General features: G+C 58.8%; 22 protein-coding genes, 2 tRNA genes and 2 pseudogenes. 18 read left to right on the top strand and 8 right to left on the bottom strand.

The window, feature by feature from the left end:
* Positions 1-202: 202 nt before the first annotated feature.
* A complete protein-coding gene (locus tag FFH90_RS02630) occupies positions 203-1,732 on the top strand; it encodes a serine protease (protein WP_138866649.1) in 1,530 nt (509 codons plus the stop codon).
* A gap of 36 nt (positions 1,733-1,768) precedes the next feature.
* Here FFH90_RS02630 and hisF read toward each other — a convergent pair whose 3' ends face one another.
* From hisF to FFH90_RS02600, 6 genes are all read right to left on the bottom strand, one after another.
* The gene (gene hisF / locus FFH90_RS02625) at positions 1,769-2,539 is read right to left on the bottom strand and encodes an imidazole glycerol phosphate synthase subunit HisF (RefSeq protein ID WP_018929212.1); all 771 of its coding nucleotides are present in this window, start codon (positions 2,537-2,539) and stop codon (positions 1,769-1,771) included.
* Positions 2,540-2,548: 9 nt separating this feature from the next.
* Entirely contained in the window at positions 2,549-3,286 is a 738-nt protein-coding gene (gene hisA / locus FFH90_RS02620; protein ID WP_007939449.1) for a 1-(5-phosphoribosyl)-5-[(5-phosphoribosylamino)methylideneamino]imidazole-4-carboxamide isomerase, read from the bottom strand.
* 42 nt (positions 3,287-3,328) lie between these two features.
* Positions 3,329-3,586 carry a DUF2164 domain-containing protein gene (locus FFH90_RS02615; protein ID WP_018929213.1) on the bottom strand — a complete coding sequence of 86 codons (258 nt, stop codon included), beginning with the start codon at positions 3,584-3,586 and terminating at the stop codon, positions 3,329-3,331.
* Positions 3,587-4,225, bottom strand: coding sequence for an imidazole glycerol phosphate synthase subunit HisH (hisH, locus tag FFH90_RS02610; RefSeq protein ID WP_018929214.1), 639 nt, complete (start codon positions 4,223-4,225; stop codon positions 3,587-3,589).
* Positions 4,225-4,818, bottom strand: coding sequence for an imidazoleglycerol-phosphate dehydratase HisB (hisB, locus tag FFH90_RS02605; protein WP_007939452.1), 594 nt, complete (start codon positions 4,816-4,818; stop codon positions 4,225-4,227). Before hisB ends, hisH begins: the two co-directional genes overlap by 1 nt.
* A 203-nt stretch (positions 4,819-5,021) precedes the next feature.
* Entirely contained in the window at positions 5,022-6,683 is a 1,662-nt protein-coding gene (locus tag FFH90_RS02600) for an OFA family MFS transporter (RefSeq protein WP_018929215.1), read from the bottom strand.
* Positions 6,684-6,947: 264 nt separating this feature from the next.
* Between FFH90_RS02600 and FFH90_RS02595 the strand changes: the two genes are divergently transcribed.
* From FFH90_RS02595 to FFH90_RS02575, 5 genes are all read left to right on the top strand, one after another.
* Positions 6,948-7,352, top strand: a complete 405-nt coding sequence (locus FFH90_RS02595) for an acetyl-CoA sensor PanZ family protein (RefSeq protein WP_018929216.1) — start codon at positions 6,948-6,950, stop codon at positions 7,350-7,352.
* A gap of 77 nt (positions 7,353-7,429) precedes the next feature.
* A complete protein-coding gene (locus FFH90_RS02590) occupies positions 7,430-9,664 on the top strand; it encodes an AsmA family protein (RefSeq protein WP_138866648.1) in 2,235 nt (744 codons plus the stop codon).
* Positions 9,661-10,728: an A/G-specific adenine glycosylase gene (gene mutY / locus FFH90_RS02585; RefSeq protein ID WP_111453941.1), complete on the top strand. Its 1,068-nt coding sequence runs from the start codon at positions 9,661-9,663 to the stop codon at positions 10,726-10,728. The genes FFH90_RS02590 and mutY overlap by 4 nt, the downstream gene beginning before the upstream one ends.
* Positions 10,725-10,997: an oxidative damage protection protein gene (locus FFH90_RS02580; protein ID WP_018929219.1), complete on the top strand. Its 273-nt coding sequence runs from the start codon at positions 10,725-10,727 to the stop codon at positions 10,995-10,997. The genes mutY and FFH90_RS02580 overlap by 4 nt, the downstream gene beginning before the upstream one ends.
* Positions 10,998-11,100: 103 nt before the next feature.
* A tRNA-Phe gene (locus FFH90_RS02575) sits at positions 11,101-11,176 on the top strand.
* An 84-nt stretch (positions 11,177-11,260) separates the two neighbouring features.
* Here FFH90_RS02575 and FFH90_RS02570 read toward each other — a convergent pair.
* Positions 11,261-11,710 (bottom strand): hypothetical protein, encoded by a 450-nt coding sequence (locus tag FFH90_RS02570; protein ID WP_064615879.1) that lies wholly within the window; start codon positions 11,708-11,710, stop codon positions 11,261-11,263.
* A 263-nt stretch (positions 11,711-11,973) separates the two neighbouring features.
* Here FFH90_RS02570 and FFH90_RS02565 point away from each other — a divergent pair.
* The 4 genes and pseudogenes from FFH90_RS02565 to FFH90_RS02550 form a co-directional block, all read left to right on the top strand.
* Positions 11,974-12,579, top strand: a pseudogene (locus FFH90_RS02565) (DUF1016 N-terminal domain-containing protein); the annotation flags it as partial.
* Positions 12,580-12,715: 136 nt separating this feature from the next.
* Positions 12,716-13,690 (top strand): alpha/beta fold hydrolase, encoded by a 975-nt coding sequence (locus FFH90_RS02560; protein ID WP_064615877.1) that lies wholly within the window; start codon positions 12,716-12,718, stop codon positions 13,688-13,690.
* Positions 13,691-13,727: 37 nt separating this feature from the next.
* Positions 13,728-14,144: a hypothetical protein gene (locus FFH90_RS02555; protein WP_019581792.1), complete on the top strand. Its 417-nt coding sequence runs from the start codon at positions 13,728-13,730 to the stop codon at positions 14,142-14,144.
* Between the two features lie 6 nt (positions 14,145-14,150).
* Complete coding sequence (locus FFH90_RS02550; RefSeq protein ID WP_064615876.1) at positions 14,151-14,603, top strand: hypothetical protein; 453 nt, start codon at positions 14,151-14,153, stop codon at positions 14,601-14,603.
* Positions 14,604-14,679: 76 nt separating this feature from the next.
* On the opposite strand, the gene gabP is transcribed toward FFH90_RS02550, so the two are convergent.
* The gene (gene gabP / locus FFH90_RS02545; RefSeq protein WP_138866647.1) at positions 14,680-16,071 is read right to left on the bottom strand and encodes a GABA permease; all 1,392 of its coding nucleotides are present in this window, start codon (positions 16,069-16,071) and stop codon (positions 14,680-14,682) included.
* A 553-nt stretch (positions 16,072-16,624) separates the two neighbouring features.
* Here gabP and FFH90_RS02540 point away from each other — a divergent pair.
* From FFH90_RS02540 to FFH90_RS02510, 8 genes and pseudogenes are all read left to right on the top strand, one after another.
* Positions 16,625-17,398, top strand: a complete 774-nt coding sequence (locus FFH90_RS02540) for an ABC transporter ATP-binding protein (RefSeq protein WP_018929226.1) — start codon at positions 16,625-16,627, stop codon at positions 17,396-17,398.
* A 13-nt stretch (positions 17,399-17,411) separates the two neighbouring features.
* A complete protein-coding gene (locus FFH90_RS02535) occupies positions 17,412-18,158 on the top strand; it encodes an ABC transporter substrate-binding protein (protein WP_018929227.1) in 747 nt (248 codons plus the stop codon).
* Positions 18,159-18,236: 78 nt separating this feature from the next.
* A complete protein-coding gene (locus FFH90_RS02530) occupies positions 18,237-18,932 on the top strand; it encodes an ABC transporter permease (protein ID WP_018929228.1) in 696 nt (231 codons plus the stop codon).
* Positions 18,929-19,618, top strand: coding sequence for an ABC transporter permease (locus FFH90_RS02525; protein ID WP_007897471.1), 690 nt, complete (start codon positions 18,929-18,931; stop codon positions 19,616-19,618). Before FFH90_RS02530 ends, FFH90_RS02525 begins: the two co-directional genes overlap by 4 nt.
* On the top strand, positions 19,599-20,828 hold the full coding sequence (locus FFH90_RS02520) for a methyltransferase (protein WP_064615875.1): 1,230 nt from the start codon (positions 19,599-19,601) through the stop codon (positions 20,826-20,828). Before FFH90_RS02525 ends, FFH90_RS02520 begins: the two co-directional genes overlap by 20 nt.
* 337 nt (positions 20,829-21,165) lie before the next feature.
* Positions 21,166-21,330 (top strand): annotated as a pseudogene (locus tag FFH90_RS29905) (FkbM family methyltransferase); the annotation flags it as partial.
* Positions 21,331-21,408: 78 nt separating this feature from the next.
* A tRNA-Thr gene (locus FFH90_RS02515) sits at positions 21,409-21,484 on the top strand.
* Positions 21,485-21,648: 164 nt separating this feature from the next.
* Positions 21,649-22,977 (top strand): integrase arm-type DNA-binding domain-containing protein, encoded by a 1,329-nt coding sequence (locus tag FFH90_RS02510; protein ID WP_138866646.1) that lies wholly within the window; start codon positions 21,649-21,651, stop codon positions 22,975-22,977.
* Positions 22,978-23,163: the final 186 nt, after the last annotated feature.

Below are 23,163 nucleotides of genomic sequence, written 5' to 3'. Positions count from 1 at the left end.
GAAATCCATGGCGTGCCCAAGAGTGCCTTGAGCCCGCCATGCTGTCTACTGGCCTTTTGATAACGGCCTTATATGCATCATTAAAATAATGGGTATCACAGTCACTGTGGTAGATAGTTACCACCCTCCATCCAGCCTCACCTGATTAATTGCAAATACCCGGCCACAGGCCGTTTCTTCAATTAATCAGAGGCACCCTTCAATGAATTCGATCCCCATACTTCTTGCCAGTGCATTGTGCTCACTGTGTACACCCAGTTTTGCGAACAACAGCGATTATGGCGAAGGCCTGCAGAACCTGACCCCTTCCAAAACCCTTGAAAATACCGACGGCTCCCGCGACCACTGGCAAGGTATCGGGCGCCTGGAGATCAATGACGGGAGCTGTACCGCGGCCCTTCTGGATACACGCGATGAAATAGAGTTGCCGGAAACGCCCGCTTACGTACTTACTGCGGGACACTGCATTGAATTGACCAATGGCAACATCGTGACCGACAGCCCGGTCAGCGGCACCATCACATTCAATTATTTCACCGACACCTCCAAGTTCAAGGCCTATCCGCTGAAGACGACAATATGGCGGAGCATGCAAGGCGTTGATATGGCCATAGTTGAATTGGATGTCAGCCTTCAAAAGCTCATTGCGGATGGCATACAACCGTTGAAACTGGCGAGTGAGACACCAACGAATGGCACCGATGTCTTGATCGTGGGGGCGCCAACAGGTTTCGACCAAATCACATTGCGCATGGCGGCTTGTACTTTGCAGCCCACCCAGGACCTTGTTGAAGGTCCATGGGTGTGGCGGAACACATTTATGACTCGCTGCAAGGACATTCGAGGCGGCAGCTCCGGAAGCCCCGTGCTGGATCGCTATTCAAACGAGATCGTAGGGGTAGTGGGAACAGGAAATTTCGAGGTTGATGTTGTCCCATGCCGCGATCATGCGCCCTGCACGCGCGTTGGAAATGACTATGTGGCGGTACACGAAAATGTGTATGGCAACCCCACGGCGCTTCTCAACGGGTGTTTCTCACAAGGCCGTATCGCTCCAAATCCGCCATCGTCCTGCCAACTCTACCCGGCGTTTACCGTTGACGATGGCGCAGCCGAGCTGGACAGATACAAGAGAGTTAAACAGCTCAATAATGGTTCCATAATCATCCCGACCTGGAACTATCGATTTTCGATCAATACTCCCTTCTACCGTCATAAAACCGTTTCCTCCGCAATGAAATGCGAGGAAACCAAAAATTACAGCGATCCAATAAGCTCAACAGATGCACAAATCAATTCTGAGATAGGTACGAAACCTGGATTCTATTTTCTATGCATTTTAGGTCTGGAATCAGCTGAACAGCACGCCTCAAGAGGCCTCTTGAAAAACGCGTTGTCTTTACCCGTAGAGATATTGGATAACACACCAACCGCGCAGGCCAACTTGTCCTTTGAAAGCAACGTGTTTGTAACACTGGCGAAAGCAGAAGAGCCGTATCGGACCTACTCCATCAAGTTTGGTCCTGTAGAAACAACGGACTGTCATCAACCCGAAAAATACATTGAAGACATGACAATGGACTTCTTTATTCCGAGCGAGAAACTTCCGGGAAAGCTTTGCGTCATTGCCTACGACAAATCGGGACAGGCGTCCGAACCGAGGATCGACTTACTGAGCCCGGTAACTGGGACTCATAAGGCTGCGTCATCCAACGCTCAAGTTGCCCCATAACATCGGCCCGGAGCGTTTTCTCCGGGCCGCGGGCCTTCATCGCATCACGATTCCGCGATGGGCCATGTAGGCCTTGGCTTCCTGAACGGTGTATTCGCCGAAGTGGAAAATACTCGCCGCCAATACCGCACTGGCGTGGCCTTCGAGAATACCGTCGGCCAAATGCTGCAGGTTGCCGACGCCACCTGAGGCGATCACCGGAATCCCCAGCGCATCGCTGATAGCGCGGGTGACGCCCAGGTCGAAACCGTTTTTCATGCCGTCCTGGTCCATGCTGGTCAGCAGGATTTCGCCGGCACCGAGGCCTTCCATTTTCTTCGCCCACTCAACGGCGTCGAGGCCGGTTGGCTTGCGACCACCGTGGGTGAAGATTTCCCAGCGCGGGGGTTCGCCCGGGCCGGAAACTTTCTTGGCGTCGATCGCGACGACAATGCACTGCGAGCCGAAATGCTGCGCCGCTTCGCCGACGAATTCCGGGTTGAACACTGCAGCGGTGTTGATCGAGACCTTGTCCGCACCGGCGTTCAGCAGATTGCGAATGTCCTGCACGGTACGCACGCCGCCGCCCACGGTCAGCGGGATGAACACCTGGCTGGCCATGCGCTCGACGGTGTGCAGCGTGGTGTCGCGGCCGTCGACGCTGGCAGTGATGTCGAGAAAGGTAATCTCGTCGGCACCCTGCTCGTCGTAGCGACGGGCGATTTCCACCGGGTCGCCGGCGTCGCGAATGTTCTCGAACTTGACGCCCTTGACCACCCGGCCGTTATCCACGTCCAGGCAAGGGATGATGCGTTTGGCCAGCGCCATGGTGAGTCCTCAGCCTTTGTACGAATCGCAGAAAGCTTGCGCTTCAGCGACATCGAGGGTGCCTTCGTAGATCGCCCGGCCGGTGATGGCGCCGATGATGCCTGGTGCCTTGGCGTCGAGCAGCGACTTGATGTCACCCAGATTGTGGATACCGCCGGATGCAATGACCGGGATCTTCGTCGCCGCAGCCAGAGCAGCGGTGTAAGAGACGTTGCAGCCCTGCATCATGCCGTCTTTGGCGATGTCGGTATAAACGATCGCGGACACGCCGTCGGCTTCGAATTGCCTGGCCAGGTCGATGACCTGCACGGTGCTGATTTCAGCCCAGCCGTCGGTGGCGACAAAACCGTCTTTGGCATCCAGGCCGACAATCACCTTGCCCGGGAACGCGCGGCAGGCTTCGGCGACGAAGGCCGGATCTTTCACGGCCTTGGTGCCGATGATCACGTAGCTCACACCCGCTTTCACGTAGTGTTCGATGGTTTCCAGGGAACGGATACCGCCGCCGATCTGAATCGGCAGGTTCGGGTAGCGCTTGGCGATGGCGGTGACCACTTCGCCGTTGACCGGCTGGCCTTCGAACGCACCGTTCAGGTCGACCAGATGCAGACGACGGCAACCGCCCTCCACCCACTTGGCAGCCATGCTCACCGGGTCATCGGAGAACACTGTGGAATCTTCCATGCGGCCCTGGCGCAGACGAACACAGGCACCGTCTTTGAGATCGATAGCGGGAATAATCAGCATCTGGCAAACCTTCAAATTCGAGTGTTCAGCTTCGCTCGGAAATCAGTTTTTCTCGAGCGCCCACAGGTCGCTTTCGATGCTTTCGAACCTCTCTTTGAGGTGCGTCTGCACATCGAAAATCGCCCTGTTGTAATAGTGCGGAGCAATTTCGCGGGTAAACAGCTCAAGGATTTCAGCCGCTTCGAACGAACCCAGGTCCAGTTCGAAGCGGTCCTCCATGAAGCGCTTGATCTTGTGATTGGCCTCGCTCTCCTGCTCGGGAGTGAGGGTCAGGATCGGCGGCTTCTTCTTGGCAGCCATTTACCAGCGGCCATCCCACGCGGCGAAGTTCTGCAGCAATTGCAGGCCATGGGTGTGGCTCTTCTCCGGGTGGAACTGCACGGCGAAACGCGAGCCATCGGCCAGCGCGGCGGCGAAATCGACCCCGTAATGACCGCTACCGACCACCTGCCGCGCATTGCCGGCAGCGATGTAGTAGCTGTGCACGAAGTAGAAGCGCGCCAGGTCCGGAATGTTGTGCCAGAGCGGGTGAATCACCGTCTGCTTCACTTCGTTCCAGCCCATGTGCGGCACTTTCAAATGTTCGCCGTCTTCGTGCAGATCCTTGCCGAAGAACTTCACCTGGCCTGGAAACAGACCGATGCAGTCGACGCCATCGTTCTCTTCGCTGCTGTCGAGCAAGGCTTGCATGCCCACGCAAATGCCAAGGAACGGACGGTCCTGGCTGACTTCACGCACCAGCGAATCGAAGCCCAGGCGACGGATCTCCGCCATGCAATCGCGAATCGCGCCGACGCCGGGGAATACCACCCGGTCGGCTTCGCGAATCACGTCGGCATCGCTGGTGATCAAGACCTTGCCGGCGCCGACATGCTCGAGGGCCTTGGCCACCGAGTGCAGGTTGCCCATGCCGTAATCGATAACCGCGACCGTCTGCATTACAGAACGCCTTTGGTCGAAGGCATTTGCCCGGCCATGCGGTCATCCAGCTCCACGGCCATGCGCAGCGCGCGGCCGAAAGCCTTGAACACGGTCTCGATCTGGTGGTGGGTGTTGTGCCCACGCAGATTGTCGATGTGCAGGGTGACGTTGGCGTGGTTGACAAAGCCCTGGAAAAACTCCTGGAACAGGTCAACGTCGAAGCCGCCGACAGTAGCGCGGGTATACGGAACATGCATCTGCAGGCCAGGACGGCCGGAGAAGTCGATCACCACACGCGACAACGCTTCATCGAGCGGCACGTAGGCGTGGCCGTAGCGACGGATGCCTTTCTTGTCGCCGATGGCTTTGGTGAAGGCCTGACCCAGGGTGATACCGACGTCTTCCACTGTGTGGTGGTCGTCGATATGCAGGTCGCCCTTGCTGACAATATCCAGGTCGATCAGCCCATGACGGGCGATCTGGTCCAGCATGTGCTCAAGAAAAGGCACACCGATATCAAATCGGGCCTTTCCGGTGCCATCCAGGTTGATCGAGGCTTTGATCTGGGTTTCCAGAGTGTCGCGCTCGACAGACGCCATACGTTCGGCCATCACCAGCTCCGCAAAAAATCATTGGGGCGAAAAAGGCAGCCATTATAGGGTCGCGGGCGCTAAACAGAAACACGGGAGGTGATATCACTGACGGAGTGAACCCCGTGCTGTCGGGGATAGACATGTCCGTACAAGCATCTCAGGACCACTGATCGCTCACACGCAAGCGTGTGAGCGATCAGCTACAGGGGTGATGCGTCTACTTAGTGGAAGAGGACAGCCGTTTTCTGCAGCGTCACCCAAACACCCCACGCCAACGGAATCCCTACCACCAGCCACGCAGCCACCGCCAATGGTTTGGTGCCCGCATCCGCTTTCCACTCCAGCACGGTGCTGGCGTCAGCACCCTTGTCGTGGCCCAGCGCCTGTTCGGCGGCCAGTTCGGCGTCGGTCATGAAGTACTTGTCCGCCACCGGACGCACCAGCAGGTTGCAGATGAAACCCAGCACCAGCAGGCCCGCGAGGATGTACAAGGTGATGTCGTACGCCGCGGCACGTTCAACACCGATGCTCAGCTGATATTCACGCAGGTAGTTCACCAACACCGGCCCCAACACACCCGCCGCCGCCCAGGCTGTCAGCAGACGACCGTGGATCGCGCCGACCATTTGCGTACCGAACAAGTCCGCCAGATAGGCAGGAACAGTCGCAAAACCACCGCCGTACATCGACAGGATGATGCAGAACGCCGCCACGAACAGCGCAACGCTGCCCAGGTGACCGAGGTTCGGGATCAGCGCGTACAGGGCGAAACCCAGGGCGAAGAACACAAAATAGGTGTTTTTGCGACCCAGGTAGTCCGAGAACGAAGCCCAGAAAAACCGGCCACCGATGTTGAACAGGCTCAACAGACCGGTGAAACCGGCAGCAATGGCGGCGATCGAGGCCAGTTGCGAAGCGTCCAGTTGACCGAACGTCAGGTCGTTGCCAAGCAATTTACCGGCGAACACTTCCTGCAACAGCGGCGAAGCCATGCCGAGGATGCCGATACCCGCCGACACGTTCAGGCACAGCACCAGCCATACCAGACGGAATTGCGGGGTTTTCCACGCCACATTCACATGCACATGACGGTGCGTGATCATCGCGTTCGAAGCTTTTTTCGCCGGAGCCGTCCAGCCTTCAGGCTTCCAGCCGGTTGGCGGAACGCGGTAGGACAGTGCGCCACCGATCATGAACACGAAGTAGATCGCGGCCATCACCAGGAAGCTCTGCCATACACCGACGCTGGTTGGCGAAGCAAAGTGGCCCATCAGGGCCGCAGCCAGTGGAGCGCCGACCATCGCGCCGCCACCGAACCCCATGATTGCCATGCCGGTCGCCATGCCACGCTTGTCCGGGAACCACTTGATCAGGGTCGAGACCGGCGAAATGTAGCCCAGCCCCAGGCCGATACCGCCAATGACCCCGGAACCGATCCACATCAGCCAAATCTGGTGGGTATAGACCCCCAGCGCCGAAATCAGCAGACCGCCACACCAGCACAGTGCCGATACAACGCCCGCCTTGCGAGGACCGGCGTGTTCGAGCCAGCCGCCCCAGATCGCTGCCGAGCAACCCAGGAAGATGAAGAACAGGGTGTAGATCCAGCCGAGCATCGAGATCGGCCAGTCGCATTGCGACGAAAAGACCTGAGCGATGAAGCTCATGTCCGGCGCGCAAGCCACGGCTTTGGTGACGCCCAGGGCCTTGGACAGTGGCAGCCAGAACACCGAAAAGCCGTAGGCCATGCCGATGCAGAGGTGGATGGCCAGAGCGGCCGGTGGTACAAGCCAACGGTTAAAACCGGGCTTGGCGATGATGCGTTCCTTGGACAGGAACGCGGGCCGGTCGGCAAAGCCGTCCGCCGTAATGCTCGTAGTCATGGTGTTTCCCCCAATTATTAGTAGGGTTCGCCAGCCGCTCCTCACCCCCAGCCTTTATGCACGCAGACATGACTGTTTTTAGGTGAAGCTTCATTTTGGTGCGACATCACGTCGCAGAAGGACGGACGAACGGGCAGAGGTTACCATTTGCACGTGACAGAAAAACCAAACTGATATCACGTTTTGTATGTCATCCGATCTCGTACCACTGGATGAACATTGTTTTCACGGGGAATGGCTCCGTTTAACTTCACAGGAATTTCCATGCCGATCATTGTCGAGCTGCTGAACCAGGTCACTTATCAGGATCAGCAAGATCTGCAGAAGATCTACCGCGATGCCCCGAGCTGGCTGTTTGCGCCGTTTACAGGGGATGCTGAGCTGATCGAAAGCTGCTTGCGGGACGGCTCGCTGGTCGCCGGACGCTTCAACGATCGGTTGCTGGGCGCAGCACGTCTGCAACGGCACCATGACACCTGGCATTTGTCCCATTTATGCGTACGAAAAATCACCCGCCGCCGTGGTGTTGCCGAGCGCCTGGTAAGCGAAGCGCAGAAAATGGCGGTGCAATCGGGCGCGACATTGCACCTGCTGGCGCCCGCCGGGCACCTAGAAGCCCAGGCGCTGGCGGCTAAGCTGAAAGTACCGCTGGATGTGCTCCCGACATGATCGCTGACCGGGTGGCCACTTCGGGGCGCTATACTCCCCGGCTAAATTTCGAATTCGACTAATACAAGGACTCGCCCATGAAAGCGTTCGGCAAAATCCTGGGTCTGGTACTTCTCGGGCTGTTGCTGATCATTGTGGCGCTGGGCTTTGCCCTGACCCACCTCTTCGATCCCAACGACTATAAAGACGAGATTCGCCAGATTGCCCGCGACAAGGCCCACATCGAGCTGACGCTCAATGGCGATATCGGCTGGAGCCTGTTCCCCTGGCTGGGCCTGGAATTACACGAAGCCAGTGTGGCGACCCTGGCCAAGCCCACCGAGCCGTTTGCCGACCTGCAGATGCTCGGTCTGTCGGTCCGCGTGATTCCGCTGCTGCGCCGCGAAGTGCAGATGAGCGATGTGCGCGTCGAAGGCCTGAACCTGCGCCTGAACCGTGACAAGGACGGCCATGGCAACTGGGAAGACATCGGCAAGGTGCCGGCACCTGCGGCTGCGACGACCTCGACCACAACGCCCGCCACCACCGGCGAACCCGCACCAACGACCACCGCCCAGGCCGAAAAACCGGCTCAGCCGGTCCGCCTGGACATCGACAGCCTGACCGTCAACAACGCCCGCGTTGAGTACAGCGACGAAAAAACCGGCAAGCAGTTCAGCGCCGAAAGCATCCAGCTGAGTACTGGCCCGGTCCATGACTCGACCAACATCCCGGTCAAACTCACGGCGTTCCTGGGCACCAACCAACCAGTTCTGCGGGTGCGGACCGAGCTGGCTGGCGAGCTGCGCTTCGAGCGGGCGCTGCAACGCTACAAGTTCGAAGACATGAAACTCTCCGGCGAAGTCGCTGGCGATCCGCTGCAAGGCAAGACCATGACCTTCGCCGCTCAAGGTCAGTTGCTGCTGGACAAAGCCGCCAACGTCGCCGAATGGACTGGCATCAAGATCTCCGCCAACCAGTTGCGTGCCTTGGGTGAACTGAAAGCCAACGACCTCGACAAGACCCCGCAAATCAGCGGCGGCCTGTCGATTGCCCAATTCGACCTGGCGAAATTCGTCGACAGCATCGGCCAGAAACTCCCGGCGATGGCCGAAGGTAGCCTGAGCAAAGTTGAACTGGTCAGCCAGGTTGCCGGCACGCCGACCAGCCTGTCGCTCGATAACATCAACCTGAAACTTGACGACAGCAACTTCAGCGGCCGCATCGCCATCGAAGACTTCGCCAAGCAATCGCTGCGGGCAACCCTCAAGGCTGACACCTTCAACGTCGACCGTTACCTGCCGCCGAAATCCGCCGAAGCCAACAGCGCAACTCAGGTACGCAAGGCAGAAGTGGCCAGCACCGAGGCCGATGCCCTGGCCGGCCCTGGCAGCACACCGCTGCCGCCATCACCGACCAAAGGCCCGTGGAGCAGCGACCGCTTGTTCCCGGTGGAGCGCCTGAGCAAACTCGACGTGGACGCCGACCTGACCTTCGGCCAACTGACCCTCGACAAACTGCCGTTCCAGAACGCGGTGCTCAAGGCCAACGGCCAGGGCGGCCTGCTGACCCTGGAGAACCTGCGCGGCGATCTGTACGACGGTAACTTCGAAGCCAAGGGCACCCTGGATGTGCGCCAGCAAGTGCCAGCGCTGAACATACAGACGCGCATCAACAACGTGCCGGTGGAGAAAATCCTCGAGGGCCAGGGGAAAAATCCACCGGTCAAAGGCCAGGTCACGCTCAACAGCACCCTGACCGGCAGTGGCAATAGCGAGAGCGCGCTGATCGACAGTCTCAACGGCAACGCCAGCTTCGTCATCAACAACGGCATGCTGCTCAATGCCAACCTTGAGCAACAACTGTGCAAAGGCATCGCCACCCTGAATCGCAAAACCCTCAGTGGCGAACCACGGGGCAAGGACACGCCCTTCGAGGAGCTCAAGGGCAACCTGACTTTGCGCAACGGCGTGGCCAATAACCCGGACCTGAAAGTGCGCGTCCCAGGCATGACCGTGAACGGTAACGGCGACATCGACCTGCGGGTGCTGGGCATGGATTACCGCCTGGGCATCATCGTCGAAGGCGACAAGAGCGACATGCCGGACCCGGCTTGTCAGGTCGGCGAGAAATTCGTCGGCATCGAATGGCCGCTGCGCTGCCGTGGCCCGCTGGAGCTGGGCGCCAAGGCTTGCCGCCTCGACAGCGAACGCATGAGCCAGGTCGCCAGCAAACTGGCCGGCGAGCGCATCAGCGAAAAAATCGACGAGAAGCTTGGCGATAAAGTCAGCCCGGAACTGAAAAACGCGCTCAAGGGGCTGTTCAAGCGATGAGAGCCGAGCAGTTTTCAACGGCCGTACTGGATTGGTACGACCGCCATGGCCGCCACGATTTGCCTTGGCAACAGGGCATCACCCCTTATCGGGTGTGGGTCTCGGAAATCATGTTGCAGCAGACCCAGGTCAGCACGGTGCTGAACTACTTCGACCGGTTCATGGCCTCGCTGCCAACCGTCGAAGCCTTGGCCGCAGCACCGGAAGACGAGGTACTGCACCTGTGGACCGGCCTCGGTTACTACACTCGCGCGCGCAACCTGCAAAAGACCGCGAAGATTGTGGTCGCCGAATATGGCGGCGAGTTTCCCCGTGATGTGGAAAAACTCACCGAGCTGCCGGGTATCGGCCTGTCCACCGCCGGGGCGATTGCCAGCCTGAGCATGGGTATCCGCGCGCCGATCCTCGACGGCAACGTCAAACGGGTGCTGGCGCGCTTTACTGCGCAAGAGGGTTATCCGGGCGAGCCGAAGGTCGCCAAACAGCTGTGGGCGAACGCTGAGCGCTTCACGCCGCATGATCGGGTCAACGCCTACACCCAGGCGATGATGGATCTGGGCGCCACGCTCTGCACCCGCAGCAAGCCGAGCTGCCTGCTCTGCCCACTGAAAAAGGGCTGCGAAGCACACATGCTCGGCCTGGAAACCCGCTACCCGATCCCCAAGCCACGCAAAGCGGTGCCACAGAAGCGCACGCTGATGCCGATGCTCGCCAACGGCGACGGCGCGATTCTGCTTTACCGACGCCCTTCCACGGGCCTGTGGGGCGGTCTCTGGAGCCTGCCGGAACTCGATGACCTCGACGACCTGCAACATCTGGCTTCGCAGCACTCGCTGGAACTGGGCAGCCAGCAGGCACTGCCGAGCCTGGTGCACACCTTCAGTCACTTTCAATTATCCATCGAACCCTGGCTGGTGCAGGTCCAGGAGGCCGGCCATCACGTGGCCGAGGCCGACTGGCTCTGGTATAACCTCGCCACCCCGCCGCGCCTGGGCCTTGCCGCCCCGGTCAAAACCTTGCTCGAGCGCGCGGCCGCCGTATTGAACGCAGGAGAGTCGTCATGACCCGCACCATCATGTGCCGCAAGTACAAAGAAGAACTGCCCGCCCTGGAGCGCGCTCCATTCCCGGGTGCAAAAGGTCAGGACATTTTTGACCACGTCTCGGCCAAGGCCTGGGCCGACTGGCAGAAACACCAGACCCTGCTGATCAACGAAAAACGCCTGAACATGATGAACGCCGAAGACCGCAAATACCTTCAGGGTGAGATGGACAAATACTTTTCCGGCGAGGAATACGCCAAGGCTGAAGGCTACGTTCCACCTGCTCAATAATTGATCAAAATCCGGGGTCGGCACGTAAGCGACGGTAATAATTAAATATTTTTTGAAAACTTGCTTGACGACCCCCTGAAAAACCCGTTTAATGCGCCCCGTTGCCCAGATAGCTCAGTCGGTAGAGCAGGGGATTGAAAATCCCCGTGTCGGCGGTTCGATTCCGTCTCTGGGCACCAAATACCGAAAACCCTGAATCGCAAGATTCAGGGTTTTTTTATGCCTGCGATTTAATCGGACATCACGCAAGCCACCTCTCCTGACTAGTTTTGACCGCCCCAGTGGAAAACCAGATTGCGAGCGGCACCACTGCCCACATCCGCCGTATCACGCCGCACCTCACCTTTATGCGTGGCGATAACGGTGTACTTGCCGGCAGGCAGCTGAACGTAAACCAACGGTCCAGCCTCACTCAGTGTCAGCACGGTCTGCCCTGCGGCTTTCTGAATAACCAGATCCACATCGGGAACGTATTCGTCCTGAGGCCCGGTGGAGAATGTCATGTGCAGGTTGTAGCCCTTGGTTTGCTGAATGGCTTTAGCCTCGTCCTCTCCAATCCCCCCGGACAGGTAGGTAATCCCGTTTTGTTGTTGCTGCTGGACTTGCACGGCCGAGCTGTCAATTGGCTCAAGGCTGGCGGCGTTAAGCGCGATTGGCAACAGCAGTACGCCGACAGCGGCGATGGGCAGCATGAATGAATGGACGTACTTCATGATGGCGACTCCCGGGTTACGTAGAACCCACTCGTTACTCCTTTTAGATTTATCGCCGAATACTCAAGTTTTAGATCGATTCGGAATTGAGCTCACTGCGAATCGGACTACACGATCTGCTCCTCAAGTACGAGCTGTAGTCGGTGGTGTCCTGCAAGACGAATCCGGTATTTCCTTCCGATTTACCAGCAGCGCCCGGCATCGTCGACTATCGCTCTCCTGCCATCCTCTTGCGCCTGTTCCCTCCAGCTGCGGAAGATGTCATGAGCCACCTCAAACCCGATAACACTCAAGATCCACAAATGGTTTCACTGCTCGGCAGTCTGGGCGAGCTGATCCGTGAAGCGCGCCAAAAGGTGCTGCGAGCGGTCGATACCGTTCAGGTGCAAACCTGTTGGCAGATCGGCCGGCATATCGTGGAGTTCGAGCAGGAGGGGGCTCGGAGGGCGGCTTATGGCAAGCAGCTGCTGTCGACACTGGCCAAAGTCCTGACTTCCGAGTTTGGAAAAGGTTTTGATGAACGCAACCTGCGATACATGCGGGATTTTTATCAGACCTTTCCAATCTGGAACGCAGTGCGTTCCGAATTGAGCTGGACCCACTACCGCAGGCTGCTGCGAGTCGACAACGACAACGCTCGCCACTGGTACATGAACGAATCAGCACTCCAGAACTGGTCAAGTCGCGCCCTTGAGCGCCAGATCAACACCCTCTACTACGAACGCCTGCTGGCGAGCCGCGACCGGGTTGCCGTCAAGCAGGAAGCCGCCATCAACATCCAGCAAATGAACGCCAGCCCTCGGGATTTCATCCGGGATCCGGTGCTGCTCGAGTTTCTCGGCCTGCCCAATGCAGGCCTGAGCAAGGAGGAACCTCATGCAGAACCGGATAGGGAACGGGATGCTTGAGGAACGGTTACTCAAGCGCCCCCGATAAGCGCGGGCAGATTGTTCATAAACGGCATGACGACTATGGTGAGTAACTCGCCGCAAAGGTTCAAAGCCGATGAACTTACAGGACATACCCTCACTGGCCCCGACTCAACTCGAGTTACCGTTGCCCACCCGCACACCTGGCGAATCCTTCAGGGAGCCCGCCGCCGATGGCTTCCTCCTTGGCGGCTTCACCTGGCGACACCCCCATCAAGACCCAACTCGCCCGGTGGTTATCGTCAACGCTGCCACCTCTGTCCGTTGCCGACACTATTCGCGCTTCGCCGATTACCTGTTCGCCAACGGCTTTGACGTGATCACTTATGACTACCGTGGCATCGGCGAGTCGCGCCCCGCATCACTGAAAGGGCTCGAGGCCTCATGGTCCGACTGGGGCGCGCTGGATTTCGAGGCGATGCTGCAAAGAGCGCAACGCGAATTTGCGGGACAACCCATCAATGTCGTCGGCCACAGCTTCGGCGGCTGTGCTGCAGGGCTGGGGGCCTCCGGGCATTTGATCCGACGCCTGGTGACAGTGGGCGCGCAGTTCGCTTACTGGCGCGACTACGCCCCCGCTCATCGCTGGCGGATGTTCGCCAAGTGGCACGTGGTGATGCCGTTGATGACTATGCTTTGCGGCTACTTCCCCGGCAAACGCCTGGGTTGGCTCGAAGACACCCCCGCTGGCGTGGTTCGCGACTGGAGCACGCCCAGCAACCGATATGAGAAACGCCCCAGCGGTCGCCTCATCCACGCCAGAACCGGTCGACTGCCCTTCGCCAACGTCAGCGCACAAACCCTGGCCATCAGCCTCAGCGACGATCCCTACGGCACGATTCCAGCCATAGAACGCCTGCTTGGCTACCTCACCGGCAGTACAAATACCCACCTGAGAATCACACCTGAGGACATCGGCGAAGAAGAAGTCGGACATTTCGCCTTTTTTCGCAGCGCATACCAAGCCACACTATGGCCCATTGCATTGTCCTGGCTGCAGACCGGCGAGCTGGCCCCTGATACACCCGGGCGGCGAGTGCCACGCAACTGATTGATGCACCCTCTCAACGAAATACGGAACGACGCCCATGGCCTCCGCCAACAAGCAGAACAAACGCGCCTCCCGCGCCAAAGCCAAGGCCAAGCAGAACCGCACCCAGCGGGCCGCCGCGCCGGTCGAGCTGGACCCGAACGACGATCGCATCGACTTCGAATCGGTGGACCTGACCGAACTGTTCAAAAAAATGATCGACGCCGAAAAGTCCAGTCAGCAGGCCATGTGCACAGCCTTCCTTGAAGACCCGTTGCTGGAGTTGGTGTACGAACAGGAAGGCGAAGAAGGCGCGATGGACTTCATCCTCGCGGCGCTGATCGAATACCGCCAATGGTCCACCGAGACCGACGAAGCAGGCGCCCTGGCGTGGATCGAATCCCCAGCCTTCCAGGCTGATTACGTGGCGGCGTCCGACGCCATCGCGGCCCAAACCCAACAGAAAACCCACTGAGTTCCCATGGCATCCCTGAATAAGCAACAGAAACGCGCCAAACGCGCAAAGGCCAAAGCCAAACAGATCCGCATGGTCGGCAGAAAGCCTGCCGATCTGAACGATGACCTGGGTGAGATCGGCGAGCCGATCCCGGAATACACCCTGGCGATGTTCAGCAAAATGCGTGACGCCGAAGCCACCAGCCGCAACGACATGCTGCTGACCCTGCTGTCGAACCTCGCCGGCATCATCAGCGACCATCCAGAACTGCTGGACATGGAAAACGCCGACAACGAAGCCATGGCCGCCACGCACCTGGCCGCCGACATGCTGATCGACTACCGCATGTGGGCCGATGGCATGGACCGCGATACCGCCCAGGCCTGGCTGACCGATCCGCAATTCATCACTGACTTTGGCGATGCGCTGGACAGTTATCGTCAGTCGCTGGATGCGCAGGAAGAAAAGGGCGAGTAGACACTCCTCCTCTTCAGAACTGAAAACGGCCGCGTGTCATCACTGACAGCGGCCGTTTTGCGTTACGCGGTACGGATCAGCTCAGCACCACAGCGCCCAGTTTCTGCAGCTTGCGACGACGCGCCACAAACAAACCGGCAGCCACCACCAACACGCTCAGCAAGCCAGTCGCGAGGATCTCCACGCGATGCGCTTCCTGGAACAGCATGATGGTCAGGGCGGCGATGATGAATACGATCACCGCGTAGGTCAGACCCGGGAACAGCCACATGCTGAAGGCGATTTTTTCACCGCGAGCCATGCGCTGTTTGCGCATACGCAGTTGCGAAAATGCAATCACCAGGTACACCAGCAACGCGATGGCGCCAGAGCTGGCCAGCAGGAATTCGAACACGGCAGCCGGGGCCACGTAGTTGGCGAAGACTGCGAGAAATGCCGCAGCGGTCGACAACATCACGGCCCAATAAGGCGTGCCGCTGCTATTGGTGCGCTGGGATACGGCCGGCGCATCGCCGCGTTTACCCAACGAGAACATCATCCGCGAAGCGGTGTAGAGCGCGGAGTTCAGGCAGCTGGTGACCGCAACCAGAACCACGATATCAACGATCAGCTTGGCATTCGGGATCCCCATGCGCTCCAGCACGGTCTGGTAGGAACCGACGCTGGCCAGAATCGGGTCGTTCCACGGCACCAAGGCCACAACGATGAAAATGGAGACGAGGTAGAACAAGCCAATCCGCCAGATGACCGAGTTGGTGGCCTTGGAGATCTGCTGGCCAGGGTTCTTCGATTCCGCGGCCGCAATGGTCACGATCTCGGTGCCCATGAAGGAAAACATGGTGGTCAGAATGGCGCCGAGCACCGCGCCCATGCCGTTTGGCAGGAAGCCTTGAGTGTCAAACAGGTGCGACACACCGCTGACCTGGCTGGTGGGCAGGAGGCCGAAGATCGCCAGAATGCCCAGACCGATAAAGCCGATGATCGCCACGACTTTGACCAGGGCGAACCAGAACTCGAACTCGCCATAGTTCTTCACGCTGAACAGGTTGGTCACCGTCAGCAGTAACGTGATGACCAAGGTGAAGGCCCAGATCGCCACGTTCGGGAACCAGGCATGCAGAATGGTCGCCGCAGCGTTAGCTTCCAGCGGGATGACCAAAACCCAGAACCACCAGTAGAGCCAGCCGATGGTGAAACCGGCCCAGTGACCGATCGCACGATCGGCATACGTCGAGAAGGAGCCTGTATCTGGCGATGCAACGGCCATCTCGCCGAGCATGCGCATGACCAGAACCACCAGCGCACCGGCGGCAGCGTAGGCCAACAACACGGCCGGGCCTGCAGCGGCGATGGCGTGGCCGGAGCCGACGAACAGGCCGGCACCGATAACCCCGGCGATCGACAGCATGGTCACATGACGCGGTTTGAGCCCCTGTTCAAGGCCATTGGAGCTTGGGGAACTGCTCATTAAAACTACCTTTGTAAGGAAAAGCGGAAGCGTGCATCCCGTTTGGCGTTCCTTCTCGTAAAAAGAAACCAACAGGGCGTTTCGTATTCTGCACGCAATAATTGCGCCAAAATGTTGCAAGCTCCTCAACCTCGGGGCTCTCAGCCTGACCGGGCAGTTATCGCAAGTCATTGAGATTAATGGCAATCCGCCAGAACGTTACCTGGCGACCCACTTTAATAACGAAACAGCGCACCAGAAACACACCCCGGAATCACCCCTCGCACAATAAAAGTGCAGATCAGGAACGTTTGGCCGGTTAGCGCTTCCAACACCCCGCCAAAGCTGGCAACATCGCGCCTTTTTTTACGGGACAGCCGGACCACATCGGGTTCAAACGGCTGTTCGGTTGATAGCAGCGCGACAGTCTGCTGTACCGATGCGACAACCTGCCACACGCCATCCGTTTACCGTCCCGAGCGCTGTTGGCTGCCATTCGAACGCTATGCTAGCTTGGCCGCCTCGCCAGGAAGGCGACCAACAGCAGGAGCGCAACACACTATGAGGAACGCACATGGCTGAGGCCACGCCCGCGCTTGAAATCCGCAACTTGCACAAACGCTACGGACAGCTTGAGGTGCTCAAAGGCATCTCGCTGACCGCCCGCGACGGCGACGTGATCTCGATCCTGGGCTCCTCCGGTTCCGGCAAGTCCACGTTCCTGCGTTGCATCAACTTGCTGGAAAACCCGCACCAGGGCCAGATCCTGGTGGCCGGTGAAGAACTCAAGCTCAAGTCCGCCAAGAACGGCGAACTGGTCGCTGCCGACGGCAAACAGATCAATCGCCTGCGCAGCGAGATCGGTTTTGTGTTTCAAAACTTTAATCTCTGGCCGCACATGACCGTGCTCGACAACATCATCGAGGCCCCGCGCCGCGTACTCGGCCAGAGCAAGGCCGAGGCCATCGAAGTCGCCGAAGCCCTGCTGGCCAAGGTCGGCATCGCTGACAAGCGCCACGCCTACCCCGCGCAACTCTCCGGCGGCCAGCAGCAACGCGCGGCCATCGCCCGTACCCTGGCGATGCAGCCCAAGGTGATCCTGTTCGACGAACCCACCTCCGCCCTTGACCCGGAAATGGTCCAGGAAGTACTTAATGTCATCCGCGCATTGGCCGAAGAAGGCCGCACCATGCTGCTCGTGACCCATGAAATGGGCTTCGCCCGTCAGGTTTCCAGCGAAGTGGTGTTCCTCCACCAAGGCTTGGTAGAAGAACAAGGATCGCCGCAGCAGGTGTTCGAAAACCCGCTTTCGGCGCGCTGCAAACAATTCATGTCCAGCAACCGCTAACGGAGCTACCCGCATGCAGAACTACAAAAAGATCTTCCTGGCTGCGGCCGTCACCCTGGCCTTCAGCGCCGGTGCCGCCGCCGAGACCTTGAAGATGGGCATCGAAGCGGCCTACCCGCCGTTCAACAATAAAGATGCCAGTGGCAATGTCGTCGGCTTCGACAAAGACATCGGCGACGCCTTGTGCGCCAAGATGAAAGTCGAGTGCACCGTGGTCACCTCCGATTGGGACGGCATCATCCCGGCCCTGAACGCCAAGAAGTTCGACTTCCTGATCTCCTCGATGTCGATCACCGATGAGCGCAAGCAAGCGGTGGACTTCACCGCACCGTACTATTCCAACAAACTGCAGTTCATTGCCAAAAAAGACGTCGACTTCAAGACCGACAAGGCTTCGCTGCAAGGCAAGGTGATCGGGGCCCAACGCGCGACCCTGGCCGGCACCTGGCTGGAAGACAACATGGAAGGCGTCGAAGTCAAACTCTACGACACCCAGGAAAACGCTTACCTGGACCTGACTTCCGGTCGTCTGGACGGCATCCTGGCCGACAAGTACGTCAACTATGAATGGCTGAAAAGCGACGCCGGCCGTCCTTACGAATTCAAGGGTGACCCGGTTGAAGAAAGCGACAAGATCGGTATCGCCGTTCGCAAGAACGACCCGATCCGCGAAAAGCTGAACGCTGCGCTGAAAGAAATCGTCGCTGACGGCACCTACAAGAAGATCAACGACAAGTACTTCCCGTTCAGCATCTATTGATTCTGACCTGCCCGACCGGCGCCGTTCGCTGACGGCGCCAGTCCTTGGCATTGCCTGCCGCGATTTGAAAAGAAATCCATGATTATCGACCTCTACGGATTCGGCCCGGCGCTCGCCGCTGGCGCACTGATGACTGTGAAACTGGCACTCTCGGCCTTGTGCCTGGGGCTGGTGCTCGGTCTGCTCGGCGCCTTGGCCAAGACTTCCCCGTACAAGCCGTTGCAATGGCTTGGCGGCACTTATTCAACGCTGGTTCGCGGCATCCCGGAATTGCTCTGGGTGCTGTTGATCTACTTCGGCACAGTCAACCTGATGCGTGCGCTGGGTGAGTTCTTCGGCAACCCCGAGCTCGAACTCAACGCCTTTGCCGCCGGCGTGATTGCGCTGGGGCTGTGCTTCGGCGCCTACGCCACGGAAGTGTTTCGCGGGGCGATTCTGGCGATTCCCAAAGGTCACCGTGAAGCCGGTGTGGCCCTGGGCCTGTCGAAATTCCGCATCTTCACCAAGTTGATCATGCCGCAGATGTGGCGCATCGCCCTGCCGGGCCTGGGCAATCTGTTCATGATTCTGATGAAAGACACTGCGCTGGTATCGGTCATCGGCCTTGAAGAAATCATGCGTCACGCGCAAATCGGCGTGACCGTGTCCAAGCAACCGTTCACCTTCTATATGGTGGCTGCCTTCATGTACCTGGGCCTGACCATTCTGGCCATGACCGGCATGCACTTAATGGAACGACGCGCCGCTCGCGGCTTTGCGAGGAGCACCCAATGAATTGGGAAGTCATCATCAAGTGGCTGCCAAAACTGGCTCAGGGCGCGACGCTGACCCTGGAACTGGTGGCCATCGCCGTGATTGCCGGGTTGCTGCTGGCAATTCCGCTGGGCATCGCTCGCTCATCGCGACTCTGGTATGTGCGGGCATTCCCCTACGGCTACATCTTCTTTTTCCGTGGCACGCCGTTGCTGGTTCAGCTGTTCCTGGTCTACTACGGCCTGGCGCAATTCGATGCGGTGCGTAACAGCTCGATGTGGCCGTACCTGCGCGATCCGTTCTGGTGCGCCACCGCGACCATGACCTTGCACACCGCGGCCTACATCGCCGAGATCCTGCGTGGCGCGATCCAGGCGATTCCACCGGGCGAGATCGAAGCGGCGCGGGCGCTGGGCATGTCCCGGGCCAAGGCGTTGTTCTACATCATGCTGCCACGTGCTGCGCGTATCGGCCTGCCGGCGTACAGCAACGAAGTGATCCTGATGCTCAAGGCCAGTGCCCTGGCCAGTACCGTGACCCTGCTGGAGCTGACCGGCATGGCCCGCACCATCATTGCTCGCACCTACCTGCCGGTTGAGATCTTCTTCGCCGCGGGCATGTTCTATCTGCTGATGGCTTACGTGCTGGTGCGCGGCTTCAAGCTGCTGGAGCGCTGGTTGCGCGTCGATGCCTGCCAAGGGCGTTGATGCCTGCGTGCTGACGGGCGAGACCCTACTCGCCCGCTTCGCTGCGCTGGATGCTTTTCTGATCGAGCATCAGGCGCTGTGGAAGCCCCGACCGTTTACCCATCTGCAACTACCCTGGGAAGCGTCCTACCCGGAACTGGCGTTGTGGCTACGCGGACGGTCGCTGGAAGATGCGGAAAACAGTCATAACCAGCCTGGCTGGCTCGATGCGCCGGAGCCGTTTGCTTCATTGGCAGCGATGTCTCTTGAGCTGAGTGCGGTAGGCGAATTGCCGGCTCGTGCACTCGAAGCGGCGGGCCATCGGTTGAATGTGGATGTGCCGGGGCGCAAGTGGCAGCAGATTGAAGCGTTCGCCGGCTGCTTGCAGTTTGCCCGTGCACCGACGCATTGGCTGGACTGGTGTTCGGGCAAGGGCCATTTGGGGCGACGCCTGCTGCAAACCGGTCAACAACTGACCTGCCTGGAATACGACCCGGCACTGGTCGCCAGCGGCCAGGCACTCAGCCAGCGCCATCAAATGCATGCGCTGCATGTCGAACAGGATGTACTCGCGCCTGGCGCAGCCTCTTTATTGAATGCCGATCACACACCCGTAGCACTGCACGCCTGCGGGGATCTGCATGTGCGACTGATCCAGCTCGCCAGCGCCACCGGTTGCAAACAACTGGCCATCGCACCGTGCTGCTACAACCGGATCAGTCTGAACACCTATCGGCCACTTTCCTGTGCGGCTGAGCGCTCCGACCTACACCTTTCCCTCGATGATCTTGCGCTGCCGATGAGCGAAACCGTCACCGCCGGCGCTCGCGTCCGACGCCAGCGCGACACCTCCATGGCTCGGCGCCTGGGGTTCGACCTGCTGCAACGGCAACTTCGCGGTGTCGACGAATACCTGCCCACCCCTTCCCTGCCCAGCGCCTGGCTGGACAAACCCTTCGCCGATTACTGCCGCGATCTGGCCGCACTCAAAGACTTATCCACAGTCGGCACGCCAGATTGGACCGAACTGGAAGCCGCCGGTTGGCAGCGACTGGCCGAAGTGCGCAACCTGGAGCTGCTGCGAGGCCTTTTCCGACGGCCTCTGGAGCTGTGGCTGGTACTCGATCGGGCACTTTTCCTCATTGAGCAGGGTTATGTCGTTCGTCTCGGCACCTTCTGCGAATCCCCACTCACACCGCGCAATTTCCTGCTTCTGGCAGAGCGCCCTTAAACAGTCACAGCCTGTGGATAACTCTGTTGATGGAATTATCGTGGATCCAATATCCACGCTGTTTTACGCCTAAAACACTACTGGTCATTTTTTGTTCACAAAAATAAAAAACCCGTAAAACAGGCATTTGCGGACAAATGAGAACGAGTCCACAAAAGCGCAATGAACAAGCAGATTCCGCCAGCCCGTTGTGCATAAGCATTCAATCAAAACGACATAACCGCCGAACTCCAGACACCACGGGCGAAAAATTGCGCCTTGTAATCCCTCTTGCTATACACGCATACGAAGGCGCCGACAGTGCGGCCATGAACAAGAAAAATCTTCGACCGTGACGTTCTGCAGAGGCCATCAATTCAGCCACCCCGTCACCAACACCGAAAACCACCTCCCCGCCGCCCTGCAACGCGCTGAACACGCCGAAGCGCAACTGCGGGCGATGCAAAACAGCCGAGCCTGGCGCACCCTGCAAAAACTCAAGAAAGTACTGCATCGCGCCTGACCGAAAGCCTGCGCAAAAATAGTCTGAATTCAGGGGTTTACAGAACCAACCCAATCGCTATAATCGTCGCCCTGACACGCCGGTATAGCTCAGATGGTAGAGCAACTGACTTGTAATCAGTAGGTCCCGGGTTCGATTCCTGGTGCCGGCACCACATTAGGCTCCATTGCATTCCACCGAATGCTCTGGAAGCCCCGAAAACCCGCCCTTTGGCGGGTTTTTTCGTTCCAAGACCCTCTGTCGGGATCCAACAAAATCCCCCTTCCCCGAGGGTATGTTAGGGGTACTGCGATTTTCCGGTCAGGAGCGCGTACCCCTATGCCACGTCTAGCGATCCCTCTCAGCGACCTGCAATGCCGCACGGCCAAAACCCGCGAACGCGCCTACAAACTGTTCGACGGCGGCGGCATGTACCTTTTCGTCAAACCCAATGGCGTGAAGACCTGGCGCTTGAAGTACACCAAGCCCAACGGCAAGGAAGGTACGCTCATTATCGGCAATTACCCCATCGTTACCCTTTCCGTCGCACGGCGTAAGCGAGACGAAGCCAAGGCATTGCTGCTCGACAATCTCGACCCAATGGAAGAAAAGAAGAAGGCCAAGATCGTAGCCCAGCGGGCGGCACTGCTTTTCGAAACCGTTGCTCTGGAGTGGCACGCCGACATGTCCCGTCGCTGGACCGAAGGCCACGCAAAAACCGTAATGAGCCGACTGCGCACCCACGTCTTCCCGCTGATCGGCCAACGACCCATCGCCGAACTCGATACCCACGACCTGCTAGAGATCACCCAGCGCATCAAGGAACGCGGCACCATGGATGTGGCGTTAAGGGTACAGAACTACTTATCCACCATCATGCGCGGGGCCAAAAGGGCTCGGCAGATCACCATGAATCCTGCACTGGATCTGGCAGGCTCGATTCACGCGCCGCGCACAGTCCATCGCCCGGCCCTATCCCTCAACCGCCTACCCGAACTGCTGCACCGTATCGACAACTACAATGGCCGCGAACTGACGCGCCTTGCCGTCCTGCTCACGCTGCATGTGTTCGTCCGCTCCAGCGAACTGCGCTTCGCGCGATGGAGTGAGTTCGACTTCCAACGCGCCATGTGGGAAATCCCCGATACCCGCGCACCGATTGAAGGGGTACGCAACTCCACACGAGGGACCAAGATGAACGGCGACATTCAAATGGTTCCGCTATCGCCGCAGGTCATCGAAATACTGGAGCGACTGCGCAACCTCAGTCGCTTTTCAGAGTTAGTGCTACCGGGCGACCACAAATACTGGAAACCCATGTCCGAGAACACGGTGAACACCATGCTCCGCAACGTCGGCTATGACACCAGCAAGGACGTGTGCGGCCACGGCTTCAGGACCATGGCCTGTAGCGCCCTGCTGGAGTCTGGGTTATGGACCGACGCAGCCATCGAAAGACAAATGAGCCACAAGGAACGCAACCGCGTGCGCGCCGCGTATATCCACAAGGCCGAATTTCTGGAACAGCGCAGGCTGATCATGGCGTGGTGGAGCAACTACATCGACGCCAACCGCCATGGGCATGTGACGCCCCACGAATTCGCTCACCCAGTTGGCGACAACATCACCGCCCTGCAAAAAAGCCGTGGCGCATCCAAACGTGGGTAAGCCTGCGAGGTCACCGCTGTCCGCCCTTCCACCTCACTTAAAAAATCTAAAGCTCACCCAACTGTCTGTGGAAAACCACGGATTTCCACCGGTGGATAATTTCATCCACAGCCGCAGAACTCCCAAAAATTCGAGCCTTGACCCAAATTATCCACAGGCGTAGAAAAGATCGGGCAAAGCGCTGTC

The organism is Pseudomonas sp. ATCC 43928, from assembly GCF_005938665.2.
Classification (GTDB): Bacteria; Pseudomonadota; Gammaproteobacteria; order Pseudomonadales; family Pseudomonadaceae; genus Aquipseudomonas.
Note: the sequence above shows the minus strand (reverse complement) of the source record. Positions and strands in the feature narration are given on the sequence as shown.